Here is a 24,464-nt window from a genome sequence, read left to right on the forward strand (position 1 = left end):
AGTGAATATAAATGGTGCCCGCGGGAACACCTCTTCACCTCGGACCGTTGCTCTATCAGATTGCAGCGATGCAACATGAAGTGTTTCACCCCAGTCCGAGGAGGCGTTGTCACATGACCCAGCCGGATCGTGCCACAGAAAAAGAAGAGAACGTCGACCGCGGTAGCCGACGTAATCAGACCAACGACAACCCATCCGCAGACCTTGTACGCGTTTATCTCAACGGCATCGGCAAAACCGCCCTACTCAACGCTGAAGAAGAGGTCGAGCTTGCCCAACAGATCGAAGTTGGCCTCTACGCTCAGCATCTTCTCGACGATCCGGAGGTGAAACTCACCCGGGCAAAAAAGCGCGACCTGACAATCCTCGCTAAGCAAGGCCGCAAGGCGCGCGCGCACCTCCTCGAGGCGAACCTGCGCCTGGTCGTATCGCTTGCGAAGCGCTACACCGGCCGCGGAATGCCACTGTTGGACCTCATCCAAGAAGGCAACCTCGGCCTTATTCGTGCGATGGAAAAGTTTGACTACGCCAAGGGCTTTAAGTTTTCCACCTACGCCACCTGGTGGATCCGCCAAGCAATCACGCGAGGTATGGCTGACCAGTCCCGCACAATCCGCCTCCCTGTGCACCTTGTCGAACAGGTCAACAAGCTCTCACGTATTCGTCGCGAAATGTATCAATCTCTCGGCCGTGAGCCGACGAACGAGGAACTGTCCGAAGAGTCCGGCATCGAAGAGTCCAAGATCGAAATGCTGCTGCGCCAATCCCGCGACCCCGTCAGCTTGGATATGCCGGTCGGTGCAGATGAAGAGGCGCCTTTGGGTGACTTCATCGAGGACGCGGAAGCCACCGACGCCGAAGACGCCGTCGTAACTACGCTGCGCCATGACGACATTCAAGACATCATTAATGGCCTTGAGCAGCGCGAACAGGATGTCATCCGCATGCGCTATGGACTGACTGACGGTGTGCCGCGCACCTTGGACCAGATTGGCCGACAGTACGGACTATCCCGGGAACGTGTACGTCAGATCGAACGCGAAGTCATGGCGAAGCTTCGTGTGGGCGAACGTGCAGACCGTCTTCGCGATTACGCAATGTAGCCATTAGGAAAAACAACAACTACGCCCAGTGATGGGACTTAGGTCACTATCGCTGGGCTACAGTATTTGTCGAACGTTCGTTATAGCAGCAACAGCTGCTGCCTCGTCGAGTGGAAGGAACCAACAACCGTGCGTGACCTCGTCGACACCACAGAAATGTACTTGCGAACGGTCTACGAGCTGGAAGAAGAGGGCATCACTCCCCTTCGCGCTCGCATCGCTGAACGGCTTGAGCAGTCTGGCCCCACCGTGTCGCAAACTGTGGCACGCATGGAGCGCGACGGACTTATCGTTGTTGAGCAAGACCGTTCCCTCTCCCTCACTGAGGAAGGGCGCGCACTCGCAACCGCGGTGATGCGCAAACACCGTCTCGCGGAACGTCTTCTGACCGACGTGCTGCGCCTTGATATTGAGAAAGTGCACGACGAGGCATGTCGCTGGGAACACGTCATGAGCGAAGAGGTCGAACGTCGCCTTGTCGCAGTGTTGGATAACCCCACCCACTCCCCATTTGGTAACCCGATCCCCGCACTGGAAGAGCTGGGAGCACCACAGGGGGTGCCCGAGACACGCGGAACTCGAGCGACCGATCTTCGAATCCAGGAGCCGACCAGAGCGCGTGTTGTGCAGATTTCGGAAATTCTTCAGGTCCCGTTGACAGACGGTGTCTCCCTTGCAGGCATCGGTCACTTCGTCGGCCAAGAAGTGACGTTGACTCCATTTGAAGACGGCGCGCTGGAAGTCAAGACCGCCAACGGAGAAACTGTTGTACTTCCATCTGAGCTGGCACACGCGCTGCGCGTCGAACCGCTCAACTAACGCTTCGAGGAGAAACCCCATGAAACTTGTAGTCACAGGCGGCGCAGGATACGTCGGAAGTGTGTGCGCGCAAGCACTGCTTGAAGCAGGCCACGACGTCACCGTTATCGACGATTTCAGCACTGGAAACCGCTACGCTGTCCCTGAGCAGGCTGTGCTCGTTGAGGGAAACATTGTCGATGTTATCGACGACGTACTGGCTGACGGTGACATCGATGGCGTACTGCATTTCGCTGCACGCTCGCTTGTCGGCGAGTCGATGGAGGATCCCGCCAAGTACTGGCATGGCAATGTCGGAGTATCACTCGCGTTGCTCGACGCAATGCGCAAGCACGACGTGAAATCCCTGGTGTTTTCCTCGACCGCTGCCACCTACGGTGAACCAGACACCGTGCCGATTACCGAAGATGCGCCAACACGTCCAACGAATCCCTATGGCGCCTCCAAGCTAGCGATTGACCACGCAATCACGTCCTACGCCAATGCGTACGGCCTCGGCGCAACGAGTCTGCGCTACTTCAACGTCGCCGGCGCACACAACGGTGTTGGTGAAAACCACATCACTGAAACCCACCTCATCCCCATTGTGTTGCAGGTTGCCATGGGCTACCGCGACAAGATCATGATGTACGGCGATGACTGGCCAACAAACGACGGTACTTGCGTGCGCGACTACATTCACATCCGCGACCTCGCCGACGCCCACATGCTCGCTTTGGAAAACAACACGCCTGGCCAACACAAGATCTATAGCCTTGGTTCCGGTGCTGGCTATTCGGTGCGAGAAGTTGTGGAGATGTGTCGCGAAGTCACCGGCCATCCCATCCCAGCTGAGGTAGCTCCTCGCCGTGCAGGCGACCCGGCTGTGCTCATCGCGTCGTCCGAAAAGATCAAAAGTGAGCTTGGTTGGAACCCCACCCGCACAGATCTACGCCGAATCGTCGAGGACGCATGGGCGTTCACCCGCGAACTGGGAAGCCGTTCGCACTCGGCGCGTTAACCTCCGAATTCGAGCCACGTGTCTCTGCATGCTCGACTGCTCACTTCAAGAATCTCTTCTGCCTTGCCCGCCAGCATCACTTGCAGCAGCAGATTCGACAGCGCATGACCTGGAACTTCCTCGTCTGCGCACCGCAACGCAGTGCCCGCCCATGCGTACAAGCGTTGGGAAAGGGCAACCATCGCCCAAAGACACAACGCGTTGGCCCGAATGGCTCCGGTGAAGTTCCTCGCGATACACAGCATGACCGCGGATGCCCCGAACGGGTATGCAAGCGCGTCGACGATTAAGCAGTCGCGCAACCGGCTTCTGCTCAGCATCGCGGCGATAAGTTCGACTTCGTCATCCGACTGAAACACATCGCTCAGTTCAACGTATCCATCCCCGTCAATGATCGAATCCGCTGGCGTTGAGACGAAGAGCTCGCAGGCCCGCTCGACGTCCCGGCGCGCAAGGGCAGGTGCCACTGAGACCAGATCCATTAGGTCAAGGCCTCGTCGATACGCAGCGGGCGCGACCTCGTCGCAACGCACAGCATCGCTGAGCAATAGCGGGTCGAAGTGCTCGAACGTATCCGCGCGATCGAGCTCCGGCAGCAAGCCGTTATCGATGTACGGCCGCATCGCCGGCGACGCGATCACCGAAGCGACCGTACCCGAAGCGAATGTGTCCTCCCACCCCCAGATCTGTGCGTTCTCCGTCTCGTTGGAGAACGCGAGGCGGTACGGGGTGCCATCAGCGACTTCCGAAACTAACCAGCACGCGTCGACCAGTGGCACAATCCCCTGATAACTGTCTCGCAACTCCTTAACGGCCTGTTTGACCATCTCCGAATCAGGGACTCGGCTAATGATCACGCCAAACGTCGCCACACGTTGCGTTATTGGCAGTTGCTCAAGCATGTTGCGAAGCTGCTCTGTGCTGCCCAAATCCGAGCACAAATACGGTCCAACATCCAAGATGTCAGGTTCCCCCGGACGCGCTTGCAAGGTGATCAGCGAAACAGTTTCAGTTGGAAAGTACCCGAGAGTTCCAGGAAGTGATGCAATCAAGTGCGCGGGCGATTGCAATGTGTAGGTGTCGTGGTGCGCCGCGCCAGCACCATCCGATGAATGAGTTCCTTGTGGTTGAGTGTCTGTCATAAATATCAGACGCACTGAAACAGTGTTCGGTTCCATCCAAAAACATAACGGGGAATGTTTTGCTCGCTTCCTTCGTTGTGGTGGGGGAATCAGCGATACCATTTCAGGAGATCTACAACCGTGACTTACGATCAGCAGATGTACGAGCTTGAGTACCCCTCGCCCACCGTGGACAGCACCTCCCAATCGGGCCCGGCGCTGATTATTGCCATGCACGGCTACGCCGACGCAGGTCACGCAGTTGAGTCTGCAGCCGACCATCTTAAGGCCGCGCTAGAGACCCATACGGTGGCGACGTTTAGCAACGACGAGCTCATCGACTACCGCTCACGACGCCCAACGGTGACACTCGCCCATGCTGAAATCGCAGACGTTGCAGACCTGCAACTCGATATGCGGGTCCTGCGCGACAGCAAGGGCAAGTCTTTCTTGCTCCTGTCCGGGCCTGAACCGGATCTTCGCTGGGAAGCGTTTAGCAATGCAGTCGCCGACCTCGTCGAGCGTTTCAACGTGGATAAAACGATCTGCCTCTACGCTGCCCCTATGGGCGCGCCACACACTCGCCCCCTTGTGGTATCAGCACACGGCAACGACACCGACCTCGTCGGCTCGATGTACACCTTCGACGGTATGGTGAGCGTTCCTGGCTCCGCCGCAATTCTCATTGAGCGCGAACTCCACAAGCGTGGGCGAAATGTCGCAGGCTACACAGCGCACGTCCCGCACTATGTCGCTGCTTCTCCGTACCCGCACGCAACTTTCCAGCTCTTGCAGTCGGTAGAGGATTCCACCACGTTGACCTTCCCGCTTGGTTCGTTGGAAGGCGACATGAAGCGGGTCTCCCAGCAACTTGCAGAACAAACGACGAACTCCGCTGAGATCACCCATGTGGTCCAGGCCTTGGAGGAACACTATGACCAGGAGATGGAGGAATACCGTCGCCACCATCCGCAGGCCATGATGCCTGGCGAGGCGCAGATGCCGTCTGGTGAGGAAATTAGCGAGGCTTTTGAGAACTACCTCACCGCCATAGAGGACCGTGACCGCAACCGTGGTCAACAGCGCAGCCTGCCTCACGATGAGGACACTGATCGGCGCTTGCGTGACTACTACTTCATCGACCCCGACGCTGAAGAAGGTGACGGCGACAGCGACGACAGCGACGGTGACACCGGCGCAACATCCTAAATGCTGATGGGATGTCGGGGCGGTCAGCTACGGTGGTGAGCGTGACGCTCACTGATATGCTCTCCGACATTGCCGAAGCACCAGAGTCCCTCTTCGAGGACGTGGTGTGGGACTCGTTTACCTCCTGGACCGAGTCCCGCGGTATCAGCCTCTACCCTGCTCAAGAGGAAGCTTCGCTAGCGTTGCTCGCTGGCGACAACGTTATCTTGGCTACCCCAACTGGATCCGGGAAGTCCATGGTGGCCAACGCGGCGCATTTCATTGCCCTCGCCCGTGGACAACGATCGTTTTACACCGCGCCGATTAAGGCACTGGTAAGCGAGAAGTTTTTCGCGCTGTGCGAGATTTTCGGCGCTGAAAACGTCGGCATGATGACCGGTGACGCAACGGTGAACTCCAATGCGCCAATCATTGCAGCCACAGCGGAGATCGTCGCAAATATCGCGCTACGAGAGGGCGAGCATGCACGGATCGACCAGGTCGTCATGGACGAGTTCCATTACTATTCCGAGCCGGAGCGCGGATGGGCCTGGCAGGTTCCGCTCCTCGAGTTGCCAAAGGCACAGTTTCTGCTGATGTCGGCGACACTAGGCGATACTGCGTGGCTCGAGGAGGACCTGACGAAACGCACCGGGCGCACCACCACTTATGTGGGCGGCGCTGAGCGTCCCGTTCCGCTGGATTTCCACTATGTGTTCACGCCGGTGCACGAGACGATTGAGGAGCTGCTCGCCGACGGCAAGGCACCGATCTACGTTGTGCATTTCTCTCAGCGCGAAGCCACTGAACGAGCGCAAGCGCTGACCAGCATGAAAATCATTACGGATGAGGAAAAGCAGCGGATCGCTGAAGAGATTGGCAATTTCCGCTTTACCACCACGTTTGGCAAGACGCTGTCCAAACTTGTGCGTCGTGGCATCGGAATCCACCACGCAGGCATGTTGCCGAAGTACCGTCGCCTTGTCGAACGGCTTTCCCAAACCGGCTTACTGAAGGTCATCTGCGGTACAGACACGCTCGGTGTGGGGATTAACGTGCCGATTCGTACAGTGCTCATCACTGGGTTGGCCAAATACGACGGAACTCGCCAGCGCATCTTGAAGTCGCGTGAATTCCACCAAATCGCAGGCCGCGCAGGTCGCGCAGGCTACGACACCGAAGGCACTGTAGTGGTGGAAGCGCCCGAACACGAGATAGAAAACGTAAAGCTGCGCCGCAAGGCGGGTGATGATCCGAAGAAACTCAAGAAGATACGGAAGAAATCTGCCCGCGACGGTGAAGTTTCCTGGTCTGAGAACACTTTTGAACGTCTGAAGGTCGCTGAACCCGAAGAACTGACAAGCCAGTTCAAGGTGAGCAACTCGATGCTGCTCAACGTGGTGGCACGTCCTGGTGACGGCTACGAGCACATGCGCAAGTTACTGCGCGACAACCACGACAACCGTGCGAAGCAGAACAGGGACATCCTCACCGCAGTGGAGCTATTCCGTGGGCTGATTAACGCTGGAGTGGTGGAACGTACTCCGGACTCTCCCGCGTTTCGCCCATACACGCTGACGCAGGAGCTCGACCGCGACTTTGCGCTAAATCAACCTCTCGCTCCGTTCGCACTGGCGTTTCTTACCCTGCTGGATCCGGAATCGGATACATACACCCTTGATGTCATCTCAGCATTTGAAGCGATCCTCGACGACCCGAGGCAACTCCTCCAAGCGCAAGAGAAAGCCGCTCGTGGAGAAGAAATTGCTGCGCTAAAGGCTGAAGGTGTTGACTACACCGAGCGCATGGCGATTATTGAGGATGTCACCTATCCGAAGCCATTGGCCGACGAGTTGGACGAAGCGTTCGATACCTTCACCCAGGGCAACCCGTGGGCGAAGGAGTTCGAGCCGTCGCCGAAGTCTGTGGTGCGGGACATGATCGAGCACGCAATGACGTTCTCCGATCTCATTTCCACATATGGGCTGGCGCGCTCCGAGGGTGTGGTGCTTCGCTACCTCACCGATGCTTGGCGCACGCTCTCCTACTCCATCCCCGATGCCTACATGAACGACGAGCTCGAGGACATCGTCGTATGGCTCGGCGAGATGATTCGTCAGGTGGACTCGTCGCTCATCGACGAATGGGCGCACATGACCGGAGAAGACGAACCTGTCAGCCAGGAAACCATCGACCGAGAGCTGGCGTTTGGTGTACAAGACCCATCCGCACTGACCGCCAACCGTCGTGCGTTCACAATCATGGTCCGCAACTACTTCTTCCGAATGGTCGAACTGTTCGCTTATGAGAAAGAAGATGAGTTGGCCGAGATGCTCGACTACCTAGAAACAGACGAGCGGGTGGATTGGCCGGGGGCGATGGACGACTACTTCGACGAGTACGACGATGTCGATCTTGGCCCAGACGCACGCGGTCCTGAATTCTTCCACATCGGTGATCAATCCGGCAGATCCTGGCAGGTCACCCAGATTATTAACGACCCCGAAGGCGACAACGCGTTCCAGATTCACGGTGTGGTGGATCTCGACGCATCCGATGAAGCGGGTGAGGTTCGGGTCTCCTCGTTGGAGGTTCGGGGGCAGTAGAAGTGCTCGCATGAAACGGAAAGTTCTAATTTGCCCCAAAACACATCCACCCCGGCTAGATTGTGTGGGGCAAACTTTGGTTCTAGCGTGACAAGGAGCACAACGTGACGCGCACAATTGTTGTCGGCGCCGGCATGACCGGTCTGTCAACCGCATGGCATCTGCAGGAATATGGCCATGAGGTGGAAGTTCTCGAACGCATCGATGTTGCGGCCGGTTCTTCCTGGGGCAACGCCGGCTGGTTGGCACCGGGCAAGACGATCCCGCTGTCCAACTCGAGCCTGTGGGCATACGGCCCGACCGCACTGTTTGATAAGCACGCTGCTTTGGATGTGCCGGTGCGTTTCGACCCGAAGCTGTGGCGCTTCTGCGCCAACTTCATGGCACACGCGACGGGACGCGCATGGGACAAGACCATGGCTCGCCTCACTAAGGCAGATATTGCTTCCCTCGATGCTTTCGACGAGCTCGAAGCAGGTGGTGTGAAGGCCTCCACACATGAGGGTCCGTTCATCATCGGTTTCGAAAACGAGGGCAAAGCCGCCGGCTTCCTCAAGGAAGTCGAAGGCGCTCAGCGTCACGGCCAAGATATTCCTTTCGAGCAGATCACGCTTGACGACGCCCGCACTGACGCCCCGATGCTGACCGAGAAGGTCGGCGCAACCTACCGCATGGGCGGTCAGCGCTTCATCGAGCCGGGTCCGTACTGCCGGGCCATTGCAGATTCGATTATCGAGCGCGGTGGCAAGATCACGACGGGTGTTGAGGTCGTAGAGGTCACCTCCACCCGCAAGCCAGCCGTGAAGCTTTCCACCGGGGAGTGGCTGCAGGCCGACAACGTTGTTTTGGCAACCGGTGCGTGGCTTCCGTCCTTGGCTAAACAGCTTGGTGTGAACACGATGATTCAGGCTGGTCGCGGCTACTCCTTCTCGGTTGAGACAGCTGAGCCTGCTACCTGCCCGGTGTATCTGCCGGATCCAAAGATCGCCTGCACCCCGTACCAGGGTCGCTTCCGCATTGCAGGCACGATGGAGTTCCGCGGCCCGGATGAGCCGTTCCAGCCAGGCCGTATTACCTCGATGATTCACTCGACGAAGCCGTTCTTCCGTGGCATCGACTGGGAAGATCGCCAGGACGAGTGGGTCGGTTCCCGCCCGGTCACTCCGGACGGTCTCCCACTGGTTGGCGCGACGAAGGTGCCAAACGTGTACACCAACGGTGGTCACGGCATGTGGGGCATCATCCTGGGCCCGCTGTCCGGCAAGATGCTGGCAAAGCAGATTGTGACCGGCGAGATCGACGAGACGATCAAGCCGTTCGACCCGCTGCGCGGCCCGTTCGGTGGCCTGTAACGCACCAACGTTTCAAACCCCGTCACTGCACTATGCATGTGGCGGGGTTATTTTTATCCCCCGTTTTCCCCACCCGTCAACGCTGTGCGCTGCAGGTTTCCTCGCACGACTCGTGCGACGGCATCTAATTGCATTGAAAATCGCAGTTGTGCCTTATCTTAATTCCTGTCACATTGGTCAGTTATGAGTGATAAGGAACACAAATGCCACAACTGAGCACCAACCAGATCGCGCCGTCGAATAGCGATGACCTCGAGGCAGTAATCGAGGCAGCTGTTGCTCGCGCCTACCACTGGATGGAAGCTACCGCCGAAGCAGACGCCGACGACGCCTCCACCCAGCAGCTCGCTGAGTTGCTTCGCGACGAAAACGGTGTCCGCTTCACCATGGACTTCGTTGACCGCGTCATGCGCCCGGAAAGCAACCGTGTCGCAGCACACGCACTGCGGGCGATCACGCGCGGTGTCGACGCCCGATTCCTCGGCCAGATCAACTCCCTACTCGTCGGAATTGGTGCTTTCGTCGGCCCATTCCTGCCAAACGTAGTTGTTCCTGCGGCACGTGCCCGTCTCCGCCAGCTCGTTGGCCACCTGGTTCTCGATGCCGAAAGTGACGCACTGAACAAGCTGCTCGACAACGCGCAGCAGCGCGGCGAGCAGCTCAACTTGAACCTGCTCGGTGAGGCCGTCCTCGGCGAGAAGGAAGCAACAGATCGTGCAGAACGCACCCTCAATTTGATCAAGAACCCACGCGTTACCTATGTGTCCGTCAAGGCATCGTCGATGGTGTCGCAGCTCAACCACTGGGATTACGACGAATGCGTTCGATTGGTCAAGGACCGCATCCGCCCGCTGTACCGCGCTGCGCGCGACCGTAGCCCTCAGGTGTTCATCAACATGGACATGGAGGAGTACCACGACCTGCATCTCACGCTGGACGTGTTCACGCAGCTGCTCAGCGAGGAGGAGTTCAAGGACTACCAGGGCGGCATTGTGCTTCAGGCGTACTTGCCGGACACGCTTGGTGCACTCGAGTACCTGGCCGACTTCGCCCAGAAGCGTGTGGCCGACGGTGGCTCCAAGATCAAGATCCGTCTGGTCAAGGGTGCGAACCTGTCCATGGAACGCCACCACGCTGAAGTCAAGGGTTGGGAGCAGGCTCCGTACCTGACCAAGGATGAGGTGGACGCAAACTACTACCGCCTGCTGGATTTCATCCTGCGCCCTGAGTTTGCAGATGCGGTTTCTATCGGTATCGCTTCGCACAACCTGTTCACGTCTGCGTTGGCATACGAGCTGGCACAGCGCCGCGGTGTCACCGCGATGATCGACTCTGAGATGCTGCAGGGCATGTCCCCTGCGCAGCAGGAAATCGTGCGCGAGGTGTACGGCGACCAGATCCTCTACACCCCGGTTGTCGGCCGCGATGACTTCGACGTGGCGGTGAGCTACCTGGTGCGTCGTCTCGAAGAAAACGCTGCCCCGCAGAACTTCCTGCATGCCCTGTTCGCTCCGAAGACTGAGGACCGCGATCCGATTAAGGAGCAAGAGAACGTCTTCCGCTGGGCTGTCTGCAACCGTTGGGACGTGCACAATGGCCCGAACCGCACGCAAGACCGTAATACGGAAACTGAGCGCCACGTCGCACATGCTTCCGCAACGACCGGCCGCTTCTTCAACGAGCCGGATACGGATCCTGCCCTTGAGGCCAACCGTGCTTGGGCGATCAAGCACCTGAGCACTCCGCCATCGATCGACACCGGTGAGGAGATCACCGATCCGGTTGCTATCCGCGACAACATCGCGCGCGCACTCGAGGCGCAGAAGGCGTGGGGCGCGCTGTCCGCGAACGAGCGTGCAGAAGTGCTCGAGGCGATTGGTGACGAGATCGCGCGCCGCCGTGGCGAGTTCATCTCCGTTGCTGCGCACGAGGCTGGCAAGACTGTCGACCAGTCCGACCCGGAGATCTCCGAGGCTATCGACTTCTGCGACTACTATGCAGATAGCGCCCGTCACCTCGACGACATTGAGGCAGAGTTTGAGCCAAACAAGCTCACCGTGGTCGTTCCACCGTGGAATTTCCCGGTCGCCATTCCGACCGGCGGTGTCATGGCGGCGTTGGCTGCAGGCTCCGCTGTGATCCTGAAGCCGGCACCGCAGGTGACGCAGTGCGCCAAGCTGATCGCGGATTGCATCCAGGCAGTCTTCGCAGAGAAGGGCATCGACCCGGATACGGTGCAGTACGTTCGCGCTGACGAAGGCGAAGCGGGCAAGGCACTGCTTACCGACGACGCCGTGGACGCCATCATCCTCACCGGCGCATCTGAGACAGCCCAACTGTTTAAGTCGTGGAACCCGCAACTTAACGTCATGGCTGAGACCTCGGGCAAGAACGCCATCATCATCACGCCGTCCGCCGACCCGGATCTGGCGATCAACGACCTGTACCTGTCGGCATTCGGCCACTCCGGCCAGAAATGCTCCGCGGCGTCGCTGGCAATTCTCGTCGGCTCCGCGGCCGAGTCTGAGCGTATTCGTGGCCAGCTCCTTGACGCTGCTTCCACTCTCGTGGTCGGCCCAGGCACCGAGCTCTCCACCACGATGAACGGCTTGATTGAAGCTCCGGGCGAGAAGCTGCAGCGCGGTTTGACCAAGCTCGAACCGGGCGAGAAGTGGTTGCTCCGGCCGAAGAAGCTCGATGATGAAGGCAAGTTCTGGAGCCCCGGTATCCGCGACAACGTTAAGCCTGGCTCCTGGTACCACCAGAACGAGTGCTTCGGACCGGTCCTGGGCATCATGCACGCCAAGGACCTCGATGAGGCTATTGAGTGGCAGAACTCCACCGGCTACGGCTTGACTGCGGGTATTCACACCCTTGACGGCGACGAGATCAATACCTGGCTCGACCGTGTGGAAGCTGGCAACGTCTACGTCAATCGCGGTATCACCGGTGCGATCGTGCAGCGTCAGCCGTTCGGTGGCTGGAAGAAGTCTTCGGTCGGCCCAGGCGCGAAGGCTGGTGGCCCGAACTATGTGGCACAGATGGGCACGTGGCGTGACCGCGATGGTGTGGCTCCGTCGCCGGGCGTGAGCATCTCCGCCGATATCCAGGAGCAGCTGGAGGCGTTCCGCCCGAACGTCGATGCGGAGGACTACGGCTGGCTCTCCCGTGCTGCTGAGTACGACCAGCGCGCATGGGACCGCGAGTTCGGTCGTGGTCACGACCACTCTGGTCTTCGCTCGGAGGCGAACATCTTCCGTTACCGCAACACGCTCGAGCCGGTCGTGATCTACGTCGGTGAGAACTACCGCTTGCGCGATGTCTACCGCCAGCTGCTCGCAGCAGCGATCACCGGCTCCGAGATCCGTGTCGTTGCTCCTGCGGAAATCGCCTCGGATCTGGAGGCTGCTGCGATCACGGTCGATGCGAACCGTGTGGAAGGCACCCCGTCGCGCATCCGCGTTATCGGTGATGCCCCAGCAGACATCTACGGCGACATCACCACCGCCGTTTTTGATAGCCCGGCGCTCATCGACGGTCGACGTGAGTTGCTCCCGTACCTACTGGAGCAGGCCATCTCCGCAACCCTGCACCGTTTCGGCGTCATCCACGACCCGGCCGGCATCAGGAACTAGTCCCCCACTAACCGACACAACCCTGGGAGAACCCGATGACTACGAAACCACCACCATCGGAAGCATCAACTCGTCCTAAAGCTGGCGTCATTCCTGACGAAGATGCCGGCTTGCAGAAAGGGCTGTCCACCCGTCAGATCAACATGATCGCAATTGGCTCGGCGATCGGTACCGGTCTGTTCCTTGGCGCAGGTTCGCGCCTTGAGGCCGCCGGACCGTCGCTAGCCCTGATGTACCTGCTCTGCGGTTTCATCGGATACCTCATCCTGCGGAGTCTGGGTGAGCTCATTGTCCACCGTCCAACCTCGGGTTCGTTCGTGTCCTACACTCGCGAATTCTTTGGCGAGAAGGCCGCATACGTCTCGGGCTGGTTGTACTGGTTCAACTGGGCAGCGACCGCCGTTGCTGACGCGACAGCACTTGCTATCTACATCCGCTGGTTCGGCCAGTTCTACGGTTGGATTAACGACATTCCGCAGTGGGTCATCGCACTTGCGATCATCGCTCTTGTGACGGGGATGAATCTCGTCTCGGTGAAGTTCTTTGGCGAGATGGAGTTCTGGTTCTCCCTGATCAAGGTGGCGTTCCTGCTCACGTTCCTCGCGGTCGGCATCTTCATGGTCATCTTCGGCAATCCGAGTGGTGATCTGACTGGCCTGACGCTCATCTCCGATCACGGTGGCTGGTTCCCGAACGGCGTACTGCCGGCACTGATCGTGATCCAAGGCGTCGTGTTCGCTTACGCAGGTATCGAGCTGCTGGGCACGACCTCTGGTGAGGCAAAGAACCCCCGTAAGGACATCCCGAAGGCGATTAATGCTGTTGTCTTCCGCCTGCTGGTGTTCTACTTCGGCTCCGTGCTCCTGCTGTGCATGCTGCTGCCGTACACCCAGTACTCCGGTGACGAGTCACCGTTTGTGACTTTCTTCAACTCCATCGGCGTGCCGTACGCCGGTCCTATCACTCAGTTGGTGGTCATCACCGCTGCGTTGTCCTCCCTGAACGCCGGCCTCTACTCCACGGGCCGCATCATGTACTCGCTGTCCAAGGCCGGTTCCGCACCGCAGTGGGCAGGCAAGGTCACCAAGGGTGGTGTGCCCTACGGTGGCATTCTGATGACCACCGGCGTCGCCCTGTTCGGCGTTGTGCTCAACTACTTCGTGCCGGAGGCAGCGTTCGAGGTTGTGTTGAATATCGCGGCACTTGGCACGATGGCGTCCTGGGCGGCAATTTCCCTGTCGCACATGCGCTTTGTGCGGCTGGCCCGGCAGGGCAAGTACACCCGTCCGGATTACCGCGCACCATTCTCGCCGTTCACCGATATTGTCTCGCTGCTGTTCCTTGGGCTGGTTGTCGTGCTCATGGCCTTCGACTACCCAATTGGCACCTGGACACTGATTGTGTCGCTGCTGATGTGGCCGGCGCTTGCATTCGGCTGGTTCAAGGTCCGCGATCGCGTTGAATTCATCTCGCGTTCGCACGTGAACTACGAGCACGTCACTGGTGAACAAGCACCCGACATTGATCCCCCAATCGTTACCCATTAATCCCCTCTTACTTTGAAAGGAAGTTTCCGTATGACTCAACTTGTCGACGTCACCAACATGTGCCGCTGGATCGACCACCACGGTGTGGAGAAGATCATCGCCGGCATCCTCGAATACATCGAAAAGGACTTCGTCCGCTGGGAGGAATTTGACAAGATTCCGCGCGTGGCCAGCCACACCCCTATCGGTGTCATTGAACTGATGCCCACCTCCGACTCAATCGAATACGGATTCAAGTACGTCAACGGCCACCCGTCGAACCCGGCTCGTGGCTTCCAGACTGTGACCGCTTTCGGTTTCCTGGCTGACGTAGACAACGGCTACCCTACGTTTGAAGCCGAGATGACCTTGCTCACCGCACTTCGTACTGCTGCAACCTCCGCAATGGCGGCAAAGTACCTCGCGCGCAAGGACTCTGAAGTCATGGCGATGATTGGCTCCGGTTCCCAGTCAGAGTTCCAGGCGCTCGGGTTCCGTGCGGCATTGGGTATCGAGAAGGTCCGCATCTTCGACATCGACCCGGACGCGATGGAGAAGTTCCGCCGCAATATCGAGCCGCTCGGCATCGAGGTCTACATCGCCGACAGCGTTGAGGATGCGCTCGAAGGCGCAGACATCATTACGACCTGCACCGCCGACAAGGCGCAAAACACCATCCTGGATTACTCCCTGGTTCGCCCTGGTGTGCACATCAATGGTGTGGGTGGTGACTGCCCGGGCAAGACGGAGCTTGATCCGCGCATTCTTGACGACGCCACCGTGTTCGTCGAATTCCCTCCCCAGACCCGCATCGAGGGCGAGATCCAAAACAAGGGCGAGGACTTCGAGGTCGTCGAACTGTGGAAGGTCATCGCAGGCAAGGTCCCGGGCCGCTCTAGCGATGAGGAGATCACACTGTTCGACTCGGTCGGCTTCGCAATCGAGGACTTCTCCGCCCTGCGCTACCTGCGCGACTCGACTGCTGGCACCGACTTCCAGACCTATATTGAGTTGGTCGCCGATCCGGATGATCCGAAGGACCTGTTCTCCCTGACCACCAAGGTGCTCAGCCCCATGTAGAGCGCTCTGCCTAACGACGAAACGCCGCTGGCCCCGAACAGAAAGGTTCGGGGCCAGCGGCGTTTAATCGTCGATACGCGCTAGTGGCTTAGCGTGCGTCTTCGATAGTGATCGTCTGGGCAACAGCCTGGACAACACCGGCAACCTTGATGGACTCCCAGACCTGCTCCTTGGTCAGGCCTTCCTCGCGGACGGTGTTGGCGTGGGCGACGGCGCAGTGCTCGCAACCATTGATGGTGGAAACGGCGAGCGACCACAGCTCGAAGTCAGCCTTTTCTACCCCCGGCTTGGAGATGATGTTCATGCGAAGGCCGAACTTCACGTTGGCGTAGTCGTCACCCAACCAGCCCTTAGCGCGGTACGCGACGTTGTTCATCGCCATGACAGTGGCCGCACCGAAGGCTGCGTCGATGGCCTCCTCGGAGAGGTGCTCCTTGGCCTCGTCGGTGATCTCGGAGATGACGGTTGCGTTGCGGGTCGCGGCCGCGGAGGCGACGAGCGTGCCCCACAGTTGCTGCTCATTCAGCTCGGTCGAGCGGGTCAGCGAACCAAGGTTGAGCTTCTGGTCCTTTGCGTACTCGGGAAGTGCGTTGCGCAGGTTATCGATAGACATACGTTGATCCTTTCAGTTGGTATGGGAGCGCCCCGCCACTCCAGCGGTAAGGAGCGCGGGGCGGCACGGAAACTAAAGTTCGGGTGCTACTTCAGGGACTCCTGGACCACAGCCATCTTGTCGATGTTCTTGGTCGGGTCGTTCTTCTGCCAATCGCAAGCGCAGACCTCTTCAGACTGCAGAGCGTCGAGGACACGCAGGACCTCGTCGACGTTACGGCCAACAGCGTCCGGGGTGACGGACACGAACTGGATGATGCCGTCCGGGTCGATGATGAAGGTTGCACGGTCTGCGACACCGTCAGCGTTCTCAACACCGAGGGCGCGGATCAGGTCGTGGCGGATGTCCGAGAACATCGGGAACGGGATGTCCAGCAGTTCCTCGTGGGTTGCACGCCAGTTGAAGTGCGAGAACTCGTTATCGATGGAGCCGCCGAGCACCTGGGTGTCGCGGTCCTCGAACTCCTCGTTGAGCTTGCCGAATGCGGCGATCTCGGTCGGGCAAACGAAGGTGAAGTCCTTCGGGTAGAAGAAGATGACCTTCCACTTGCCCTCGTACTTATCCAGGGAGACGCGCTCGAAGTAGTCGTCCGGGGAAGCAGCGTTAGCTTCCTTCAGGTTGCCACCCTTCAGTGCGAGAAGGTCGAACTCCGGAAAACGCTCTCCAACGGTCATGATCGGCATGATGATCCTCCAAAAGAATCTGGTCAAACGAATGTGTTTCGGACGTAAAACAGTATGACACAGTTCGCAGAAGGTTGCAACCAAAAACCTATTAGCCGGTGTAGGATTCATAAGTATGAGCAATCGAGAGTATAAACCGACACTCGCACAGATCCGTACCTTTGTCACGGTTGCAGAACAGAAACACTTTGTGAGCGCAGCAGCGAAACTTGGCATCTCCCAGCCTTCCCTGTCACAGGCTTTGGCGTCGCTTGAAAATGGTCTTGGCCTGCAACTTATCGAGCGTTCCACCCGGCGCGTGATCGTCACCCCCACCGGTGAAGCGCTGTTGCCATATGCGAAGGCAACCCTCGACGCTGCCGATGCTTTTCTTGCCCAGTCGCGCGGAGCGCTCGGCGAGCTCGCCGGCCCACTGAACATTGGCATCATCCCTACAATTGCGCCGTATCTCCTTCCGGGAGTGCTTATTGGGATCGAGGAAAACTACCCGGATTTGGAACCGCGCATCGTAGAAAACCAAACGGATCAACTGTTAAAAATGTTGCGCGACGGGCAACTCGATCTGGCAGTGCTTGCCACTCCGACGCACGCACCAGGTTTGGAGCAATTGCCGCTTTACGACGAGCCGTTTGTGGCAGTGACCAATCCGGACGATCCACTTGCCGGCAGCACCGATCTGGGGCTGGACAGCCTGAAGGACCTCAACCTTTTACTACTGGATGACGGCCACTGTCTCCGGGATCAGATTGTGGAGCTGTGCAAGATCGCTGAGGCAACTCCCGGCGCGCGCAAGCATGCTGTGACACGCGCATCGTCACTGACCACGATCGTCCAGTTGGTCGTGGCAGGGCTGGGGTCAACGTTGATTCCGGCCTCCGCGGTAGGCACTGAGTGCTCTCGCCCCGGAGTCGCTTCCGCAACGTTTGCAAACGGCGTACAGGCGCAACGCACGGTGAGCTTGGTCTACCGTGCGTCCTCGCAGCGTGTTGCGGAGTTCGAGCAGTTAGGGCAACTCGTGAAGGCTTCGTATGAGCGGGCCCTGGAATCAGGTAAATCCCTGCTTCCGCGCTAAGCTCTGCCTCTGGCTATGACTGATCATTCTTCCTCCTCCCCCGCCCCGCCGAAGCCGCAGCTCTACGATGCGCTCGATGCTATACCGATTGCGGATGTTCGACGGTTCCGTAGGCGACTCAAAAATGCGAGCGCGCCGGATGCGCTGCGGGCGATTGGGAAGGATATTGAGAGGGCACGGGGTGTCGTCGAGAAGCGCGATGCTCTGATCCCTGAAATTACTTACCCGGAAAACCTGCCGGTGTCTGCGCGCCGCGACGACATCATGGAACTGGTGCGCGACAACCAGGTCGTTGTTATCGCCGGCGAGACGGGATCGGGCAAGACCACCCAGATTCCAAAGATGCTGCTGGAGATGGGGCGTGGCCGGCGTGGACTGATTGGACACACGCAGCCGCGCAGACTCGCCGCTCGCACCGTTGCGGAGCGCATCGCCGACGAGCTCGGCCAGGACATCGGTGAATCTGTCGGCTACGCCATTCGTTTCGACGACAAAGTATCCCCGTCTACTGCGGTCAAGCTGATGACGGACGGCATCTTGCTCACAGAGATGCAGCGCGATCGCTTCCTCAACGCGTACGACACGATCATTATCGACGAGGCCCACGAGCGCTCACTCAACATCGACTTCCTGCTGGGCTACCTCAAGCGACTGCTGCCCAAGCGGCCGGACCTCAAGGTGATTGTCACATCTGCGACCATTGACCCGGAGGCATTTGCCAGCCACTTCGCCGACGCCGAGGGCAACCCAGCTCCGATTATCGAGGTCTCCGGGCGTACTTACCCAGTCGAAATCCGCTACCGACCACTGGTTGAGCAGATTCAGAAAAAAGACGGCTCCATCAAGGAGATTGACACCGACATGATCGACGGTGTCGTCGCCGCCTGCAAAGAACTTATGGGTGAGGGCAACGGCGACATTCTGTGTTTCTTCTCTTCAGAGCGCGACATCCGTGACTGCATGGAGGCGATTGAGAAGCAGCACTGGCGTGGCGTTGAGGTTGTTCCGCTGTTCGGTCGCCTCTCCAACGCGGAGCAGCACCGTGTGTTCTCCCCACACTCGGGTCGTCGCATTGTGTTGTCGACAAACATCGCCGAAACGTCTCTGACCGTGCCGGGCATCCACTATGTGGTGGACACTGGCCTGGCGCGTATCTCGAGGTATTCGACACGCACCAAGGTCCAACGTCTGCCTATCGAGGAAATCTCCCAGGCTTCCGCGAACCAGCGTTCGGGCCGATCGGGCCGTACCGCCGACGGCATTGCCATCCGCCTGTATTCGGAGGAGAACTTCGAAGCGCGCCCAGAGTTCACTGACCCGGAGATTCTGCGCACAAACTTGGCGTCAGTCATCTTGCAGATGATCTCGCTGCGGCTTGGGGATATCAATGAGTTCCCCTTCATCCAGGCGCCTGACCATAAGGCGGTCCGCGACGGACTTATGCTGCTGCACGAATTGGGGGCGATCTCGCAAAAAGAACGTGGTGGCGCACCGACCCTCACCAACGTTGGCCGCGATATTTCCCGCATTCCTGTGGACCCCAAGATGGCCCGCATGCTGGTGGAGGCCAATCGCCTCGGCGTGCTTGATGACGTCACTGTCATCGTCGCAGCCATGACCATCCAGGATGTTCGAGAACGCCCCTTGGAGTACCAGGCCCAGGCCGACCAAGCACACGCCCGCTTCAAGGACAAAGAGTCCGACTTCCTGTCATCGCTGAAACTGTGGGACTACATCGGCGATTCCCGCGACGAGCTGTCCGGCAACGCATTCCGTAAGCGTATGAAGCGCGAGTTCCTCCACTACATGCGCATCCGTGAGTGGCGCGATCTTGTCCGCCAATTGCGCGACGTGGAGCGACAGCTCGGCTGGTCTCCCGCCGATAGTGTCGCAGGTGAGCGCGATGCAGCTGCAGTCCACCAGTCGCTCTTGACTGGTTTGCTCTCCAATATCGGCGCGCGTGACGGCAATTCCAAAGAGTTTCAGGGAGCGCGCGGGACACGGTTTATGGTCTTTCCCGGCTCGTCGCTGGCTAAGCGGCCTCCGGAGTTTCTCATGGCCGCTGAACTCGTCGAAACGTCACGGCTCTGGGCTCGTGACGTAGCCAAGATCGAACCTGTTTGGGTTGAGCGTGCCGCCGGCGACCTGCTCAAACACTCCTATTCGGAACCTGTGTGGTCGCGTAAGCGTTCCGCAGCGATGGTCCACGAAAAATCCATGCTTTACGGCGTGACCATCGTGCGTGATCGGCTTGTTCCCTACCACCGGGTGGATCCTGCCGCTGCGCGCACAATGTTCATCCGCCACGCGCTGCTGGAGGGCGATTGGAACCGTCACCATAAGTTCATCGACCACAATGAAGCGTTGCTTGCGGAAGCAGCCGAGGTCGAGGAAAAGGTTCGCCGCCGCGGCCTTGTCGTCGACGAAGATACGTTGTTCGACTTTTACGACGCTCGCCTGCCCGACAATGTCACCACCGCTCGCCACTTTGATTCGTGGTGGAAGAAACAGCGTGCGAAAGACAAGCATTATTTGGACTTCGATCCGAACGCATTGCTTGACGACGACAACGTTGACGCCTCTGCGACCGCCTTTCCCGAGGCCAAGCGCCAGGGCTCCGTGGAATACGCACTGCGCTACAAGTTCGAACCGGGCGACCCGTTTGATGGAGTCACTGTCGAGGTACCCGTGCCACTCCTGGCAAACCTTGACCCTGACGGCTTCGATTGGCTCGTCCCAGGCTTGCGCTCTGAACTCGCTGCCGAGATGATCCGCACCCTACCGAAGGCGTTACGTAAAACCGTCGTCCCCGCCCCCGACTTTGCGCAGCGTGCACTCGAGGTAATGCCCGAGGACGTCAACACGGACATCCCGTTTACTGAAGCGCTCGCCGATGCGCTTCGAAGCGTTGGTGGCCGCGGTATTAACGCCACGGATTTCAACCCCCAGGCGTTGCCACCGCACTTGCAGGTTACCTATGCGGCAATCGACCGCCGCGGCAAGATCGTCGACCACGACAAGGATCTCGCAGCGTTAAAACGCCGTCAGGCGGGCAAGATTAAGTCGTCTGTATCCAAAGCTGGACGCCAATCGGAGTCTGAGTCTGTAAAAAAGTGGACGTCGGACTCGCTCGGCGCTGTACCGGAGACTGTGACCACAACAATCGACGGTAACGAGGTTGATGCTTACCCAGCACTCGAAGCTACAAAAGACGGTGTCAAGGTCACGGTGCACCCGACGAAGGCTGCTGCCGACGCGTCGATGGTCACTGCGACACTGACGTTGCTGTTGCGCGAAATCAGCGTTAATGCGCAGCAGATGACCAAGGGCCTACCGCTGCGCCACAAGGTCGCTGTTGACCGCTATCCCCACGGCGGAGCAAATGGCCTGGTCGAGGATGCTCGTGTAGCAGTGATTCGTGATCTGATGATGTCGCACGGGGGGCCGGTGCGCACTCCGGAGGAGTTCGACGCCCTTCTCGCCGAGATTAAGCCACAGGTCTCGGGTGGTGTAAGGCGTGCTGTGGTCAACACTGCTCCAGCGCTTGCCGCGTACGCCGACATTTCGGTGGAGCTCGATCAGTGGGAGGGGCCTGCGATTGATGACATGCGTTCGCAGCTCGTCTTCTACCTCCCCCGTCACGCAATAACGGTTCATGGGGTGCAGCACTTGCAGCATTTGCCGCGCTATATCGATGCGATGCGGATCCGGCTGGAGGATATGCGTCTGGACCCGGACCGAGATGCTGACCGCCAGGAAGTTGTCGATGGGGTGAAACGCTACCTTGCTGATCATATGAAGCGACTTCCCACACAACGGTCGAAGACGCGGGCCTACAAGGATATTCTTTGGCTCATTGAGGAGTTGCGGGTCAGTTTGTTCGCGCAGCGACTTGGCACTCCCCGACCGGTCAGCCAGCGCCGGATTGAGAAGAAAATTGATGCGCTGCGCTAGCGATATTCTTCGCGGTCGCGCCGACGCATAAGCCTGATTTCCGACTCGAAATCGTCGGCACTTTCAAACGACTTATACACAGATGCGAAGCGCAGGTATGCAACCTCGTCAAGCGCACGAAGTGGCTCGAGTACTGCCAAACCAATCTCGTGAGCAGGAACCTGCGAGCTGCCCTGCGCACGCACGATTTCTTCGACTTCTTGTGCGAGGCGCTTCAGTGCATCGTCGGAAACGTCCCGACCTTGACATGCACGCCGCACACCAACGATGAGCTTGTCGCGGTCGAACGGCTCACTTACTCCATTACGTTTGACGACGGTGAGTACCGCGTTTTCAACAGTGGTGAATCGACCACCGCATTCTGTACATTCACGGCGACGGCGAATTGCAGAGCCTGCTTCGACAAGTCTGGAGTCAGCGACTCTGGTCTGTTCGTTATGACAGAAGGGGCAATACATAGGGCTCAGAATACCCCTCTAGCGGACCGCCTCAGAGTCTGCGATGAAAACCGGCTGGGACGATCCCGGCACCTGGTCTGCATCACTAAACACTCCACCAAACGCAGAGCCGGCTAAAAGCGCTCCAGTCAGCAACGCTGCTAAGACGAAACCTTCCTTGCCCTCGCGGTGAGATTCGAATGCCTCAGATACATATTCCCGACGTCCATAACCTAGGTTCTCTGTACGCTCACCTTTTCGATCAATAACGTCAAGCGTTCGAACACCGCTATAAACACCGCTACGATCTCGTCCTGGATTAAGGTCCCACACCTCGACCGGCTGCGCTAACCGAGGCGTCCGAGATACACCGCAATCGCTCCCATACCCACTGTTCACTGCTGGATTAATCGTTACCGACATTTCACTCTCCTTCAATCTCGTGCACCACTGTACGAATGCACTCGACATGTTCGAATATGTAATCGTTTGTATGTTCGATTCCGCTTACATGTTCGATTTATAGCAAAGCGAGCAAACACTGTCTAGCCCAAAGCGGAAAATATCGAACAAACTTGCCCTCTCTGGTAGGTTCTATGCCTACAGACCTAGAAACAGAGACACGCGGAAAGAGGAAGAGCGGTGGCAAAGAAAAAATCTGACGCAGGCAATCTCGACATGAGCACACTTTCAGACAGGCAACGTCGAATCCTTCAGGTCATCCAAGACGCCGTTGTGCTCCGCGGCTACCCGCCAAGCATCCGTGAGATCGGCGACGCTACCGGGCTGCAATCAACCTCATCCGTGGCATACCAGCTCAAGGAACTGGAGAAGAAGGGCTTCCTGCGCCGCGACCCCAATAAGCCGCGTGCCGTGGATCTGCGCCACCTGCAACAGACAACCAAACCGAAGCGCAAAACCCCCCAGCAGGACACGCCCGAGGACGCGACTCCCGCGCGTTTCGTTCCAGTTTTGGGACAAATAGCAGCTGGTGCACCTATCCTGGCCGAAGAAAACGTCGACACCTATTACCCACTTCCTAGCGACCTACTCGGTGATGGCGACGTTTTTATGCTTCAGGTTGTTGGAGAGTCCATGCGCGATGCCGGCATCCTCAACGGCGACTGGGTTGTTGTACGTTCGCAGCCTGTTGCCGAGGAAGGCGAGTTCGTCGCTGCATTGCTTGACGGCGAGGCGACAGTCAAAGAGTTCCACCGCGATTCCACCGGTGTGTGGCTCCTTCCCCACAATGATGCGTTTGCCCCAATCAAGGGCGATAACGCAGAGATCATGGGGCGTGTTATTTCCGTTTTCCGCACCCTTTAGCGGGAATTTGCCCTCCTTTAGGGGCAAAACAAACACAATCGCAGACATCCGGGCATGAATGTCTGAAATACTGAGTACTCCGACCAAAACGTTTGAGGAGTGCGATGTACGCCGAGGAGCGCAAACGCCAGATTGCGTCACTTACTGCTGTGGAAGGCAGGGTGAGCGTCGCTGAACTCGCGGAGAAGTTCGATGTCACTGCCGAAACGATCCGCCGCGACCTCACCGCACTTCACGCCGATGGGATTGTGCACCGCGTACATGGTGGTGCTGTTGCAAACCAAGCGTTTCTCACCTCTGAACTCCCGCTCGATGCCCGGTCTCGTGCGGCATCTGATGCGAAAACCGCGATCGCGAAAGCTGCACTGGATTTTCTCCCCCGCCACGACAACGCCGCGATTTTTCTGGATTCTGGCTCTACAACCAGTTACTTTGCACAGTTGCTTTGCGAGGGCACCCGCGCTCAAGACTGCTCTATCGTGACAAATTCGCTGCCAATCGCCCTGGATCTTTCCTCCGCAGGCCTTGATGGCGTACAGCTTCTTGGAGGGTCAGTTCGTGCAATTACGCAAGCGGTAGTTGGTGCGACTGCACTTCGAACGTTGGCATTGCTCCGCGCCGATGTCGCATTCATTGGTACCAATGCTCTGACGATTGACCACGGCCTATCTACCGCCGATTCTCAGGAAGCAGCCGTGAAATCGGCCATGGTCACAAATGCCCAGAAGGTCGTGGTCTTGTGTGATTCATCGAAGATCGGCAACGATTACCTTGTCAGTTTCGCACCCCTCGATGCCATCGACATCGTCATTACCGATAGTGGTGCACCTGAGACATTCCTCGAAGATCTCGAGCGCAATGATATTGAGGTCGTTCTTGCGCCGGTGACATCCAGCACACACTAATTCCGATTGTGTGGGATTCGTTGCAAAAACGGATACAGTCGGAC

Annotated in this window: 17 protein-coding genes; 13 read left to right on the forward strand and 4 right to left on the reverse strand. The window is 58.4% G+C overall.

The genetic code is table 11. The features are described from left to right. Nucleotides 1-113: 113 nt before the first annotated feature. The 3 genes from HMPREF2734_RS06020 (at nt 114) to galE (ending at nt 2,922) form a co-directional block, all read left to right on the forward strand. The gene (locus HMPREF2734_RS06020; protein ID WP_070422351.1) at nt 114-1,103 is read left to right on the forward strand and encodes a sigma-70 family RNA polymerase sigma factor; all 990 of its coding nucleotides are present in this window, start codon (nt 114-116) and stop codon (nt 1,101-1,103) included. A 129-nt stretch (nt 1,104-1,232) separates the two neighbouring features. After that, nucleotides 1,233-1,922: a metal-dependent transcriptional regulator gene (locus HMPREF2734_RS06025; RefSeq protein WP_070422350.1), complete on the forward strand. Its 690-nt coding sequence runs from the start codon at nt 1,233-1,235 to the stop codon at nt 1,920-1,922. A gap of 19 nt (nt 1,923-1,941) precedes the next feature. Beyond that, a complete protein-coding gene (galE, locus tag HMPREF2734_RS06030; RefSeq protein ID WP_070569935.1) occupies nt 1,942-2,922 on the forward strand; it encodes a UDP-glucose 4-epimerase GalE in 981 nt (326 codons plus the stop codon). On the opposite strand, the gene HMPREF2734_RS06035 is transcribed toward galE, so the two are convergent. Continuing rightward, a complete protein-coding gene (locus HMPREF2734_RS06035; protein WP_083292015.1) occupies nt 2,919-4,166 on the reverse strand; it encodes a DUF4192 domain-containing protein in 1,248 nt (415 codons plus the stop codon). The genes galE and HMPREF2734_RS06035 overlap by 4 nt on opposite strands. 36 nt (nt 4,167-4,202) lie before the next feature. Here HMPREF2734_RS06035 and HMPREF2734_RS06040 point away from each other — a divergent pair, with 36 nt between their 5' ends. From HMPREF2734_RS06040 to HMPREF2734_RS06065, 6 genes are all read left to right on the forward strand, one after another. Further along, a complete protein-coding gene (locus HMPREF2734_RS06040; protein WP_070569936.1) occupies nt 4,203-5,252 on the forward strand; it encodes a PAC2 family protein in 1,050 nt (349 codons plus the stop codon). 56 nt (nt 5,253-5,308) lie between these two features. Continuing rightward, nucleotides 5,309-7,837, forward strand: coding sequence for a DEAD/DEAH box helicase (locus HMPREF2734_RS06045; RefSeq protein WP_070422404.1), 2,529 nt, complete (start codon nt 5,309-5,311; stop codon nt 7,835-7,837). A 104-nt stretch (nt 7,838-7,941) separates the two neighbouring features. Continuing rightward, nucleotides 7,942-9,189: an NAD(P)/FAD-dependent oxidoreductase gene (locus HMPREF2734_RS06050; RefSeq protein WP_083308102.1), complete on the forward strand. Its 1,248-nt coding sequence runs from the start codon at nt 7,942-7,944 to the stop codon at nt 9,187-9,189. A gap of 203 nt (nt 9,190-9,392) precedes the next feature. Further along, nucleotides 9,393-12,824 (forward strand): bifunctional proline dehydrogenase/L-glutamate gamma-semialdehyde dehydrogenase, encoded by a 3,432-nt coding sequence (locus HMPREF2734_RS06055; RefSeq protein ID WP_070569938.1) that lies wholly within the window; start codon nt 9,393-9,395, stop codon nt 12,822-12,824. 35 nt (nt 12,825-12,859) lie between these two features. Then, on the forward strand, nt 12,860-14,371 hold the full coding sequence (locus tag HMPREF2734_RS06060; RefSeq protein ID WP_083279407.1) for an amino acid permease: 1,512 nt from the start codon (nt 12,860-12,862) through the stop codon (nt 14,369-14,371). 30 nt (nt 14,372-14,401) lie between these two features. Then, nucleotides 14,402-15,430, forward strand: a complete 1,029-nt coding sequence (locus tag HMPREF2734_RS06065; RefSeq protein ID WP_070422346.1) for an ornithine cyclodeaminase — start codon at nt 14,402-14,404, stop codon at nt 15,428-15,430. An 88-nt stretch (nt 15,431-15,518) separates the two neighbouring features. Here the strand turns inward: HMPREF2734_RS06065 and HMPREF2734_RS06070 are convergent, their stop codons facing one another. After that, nucleotides 15,519-16,043 carry an alkylhydroperoxidase, AhpD family gene (locus tag HMPREF2734_RS06070; protein ID WP_070483800.1) on the reverse strand — a complete coding sequence of 175 codons (525 nt, stop codon included), beginning with the start codon at nt 16,041-16,043 and terminating at the stop codon, nt 15,519-15,521. 86 nt (nt 16,044-16,129) lie between these two features. Continuing rightward, a complete protein-coding gene (locus HMPREF2734_RS06075) occupies nt 16,130-16,726 on the reverse strand; it encodes a peroxiredoxin (protein WP_070422344.1) in 597 nt (198 codons plus the stop codon). A gap of 115 nt (nt 16,727-16,841) precedes the next feature. Between HMPREF2734_RS06075 and HMPREF2734_RS06080 the strand changes: the two genes are divergently transcribed. Together HMPREF2734_RS06080 and hrpA are read left to right on the forward strand one after the other, a co-directional pair. Further along, nucleotides 16,842-17,798, forward strand: a complete 957-nt coding sequence (locus HMPREF2734_RS06080) for a hydrogen peroxide-inducible genes activator (RefSeq protein WP_070569939.1) — start codon at nt 16,842-16,844, stop codon at nt 17,796-17,798. A gap of 15 nt (nt 17,799-17,813) precedes the next feature. Continuing rightward, nucleotides 17,814-21,752 (forward strand): ATP-dependent RNA helicase HrpA, encoded by a 3,939-nt coding sequence (gene hrpA / locus HMPREF2734_RS06085; RefSeq protein WP_070569940.1) that lies wholly within the window; start codon nt 17,814-17,816, stop codon nt 21,750-21,752. Here hrpA and nrdR read toward each other — a convergent pair. Then, the gene (gene nrdR / locus HMPREF2734_RS06090) at nt 21,749-22,210 is read right to left on the reverse strand and encodes a transcriptional regulator NrdR (RefSeq protein WP_070422341.1); all 462 of its coding nucleotides are present in this window, start codon (nt 22,208-22,210) and stop codon (nt 21,749-21,751) included. The two genes, hrpA and nrdR, sit on opposite strands and share 4 nt — an antisense overlap. A gap of 657 nt (nt 22,211-22,867) precedes the next feature. Here nrdR and lexA point away from each other — a divergent pair. Then, a complete protein-coding gene (gene lexA, locus HMPREF2734_RS06095) occupies nt 22,868-23,515 on the forward strand; it encodes a transcriptional repressor LexA (protein WP_083284773.1) in 648 nt (215 codons plus the stop codon). Nucleotides 23,516-23,619: 104 nt separating this feature from the next. Beyond that, nucleotides 23,620-24,420: a DeoR/GlpR family DNA-binding transcription regulator gene (locus tag HMPREF2734_RS06100; RefSeq protein WP_070451043.1), complete on the forward strand. Its 801-nt coding sequence runs from the start codon at nt 23,620-23,622 to the stop codon at nt 24,418-24,420. Nucleotides 24,421-24,464: the final 44 nt, after the last annotated feature.

Source organism: Corynebacterium sp. HMSC055D05, from assembly GCF_001810365.1.
Classification (GTDB): domain Bacteria; phylum Actinomycetota; class Actinomycetes; order Mycobacteriales; family Mycobacteriaceae; genus Corynebacterium; species Corynebacterium coyleae.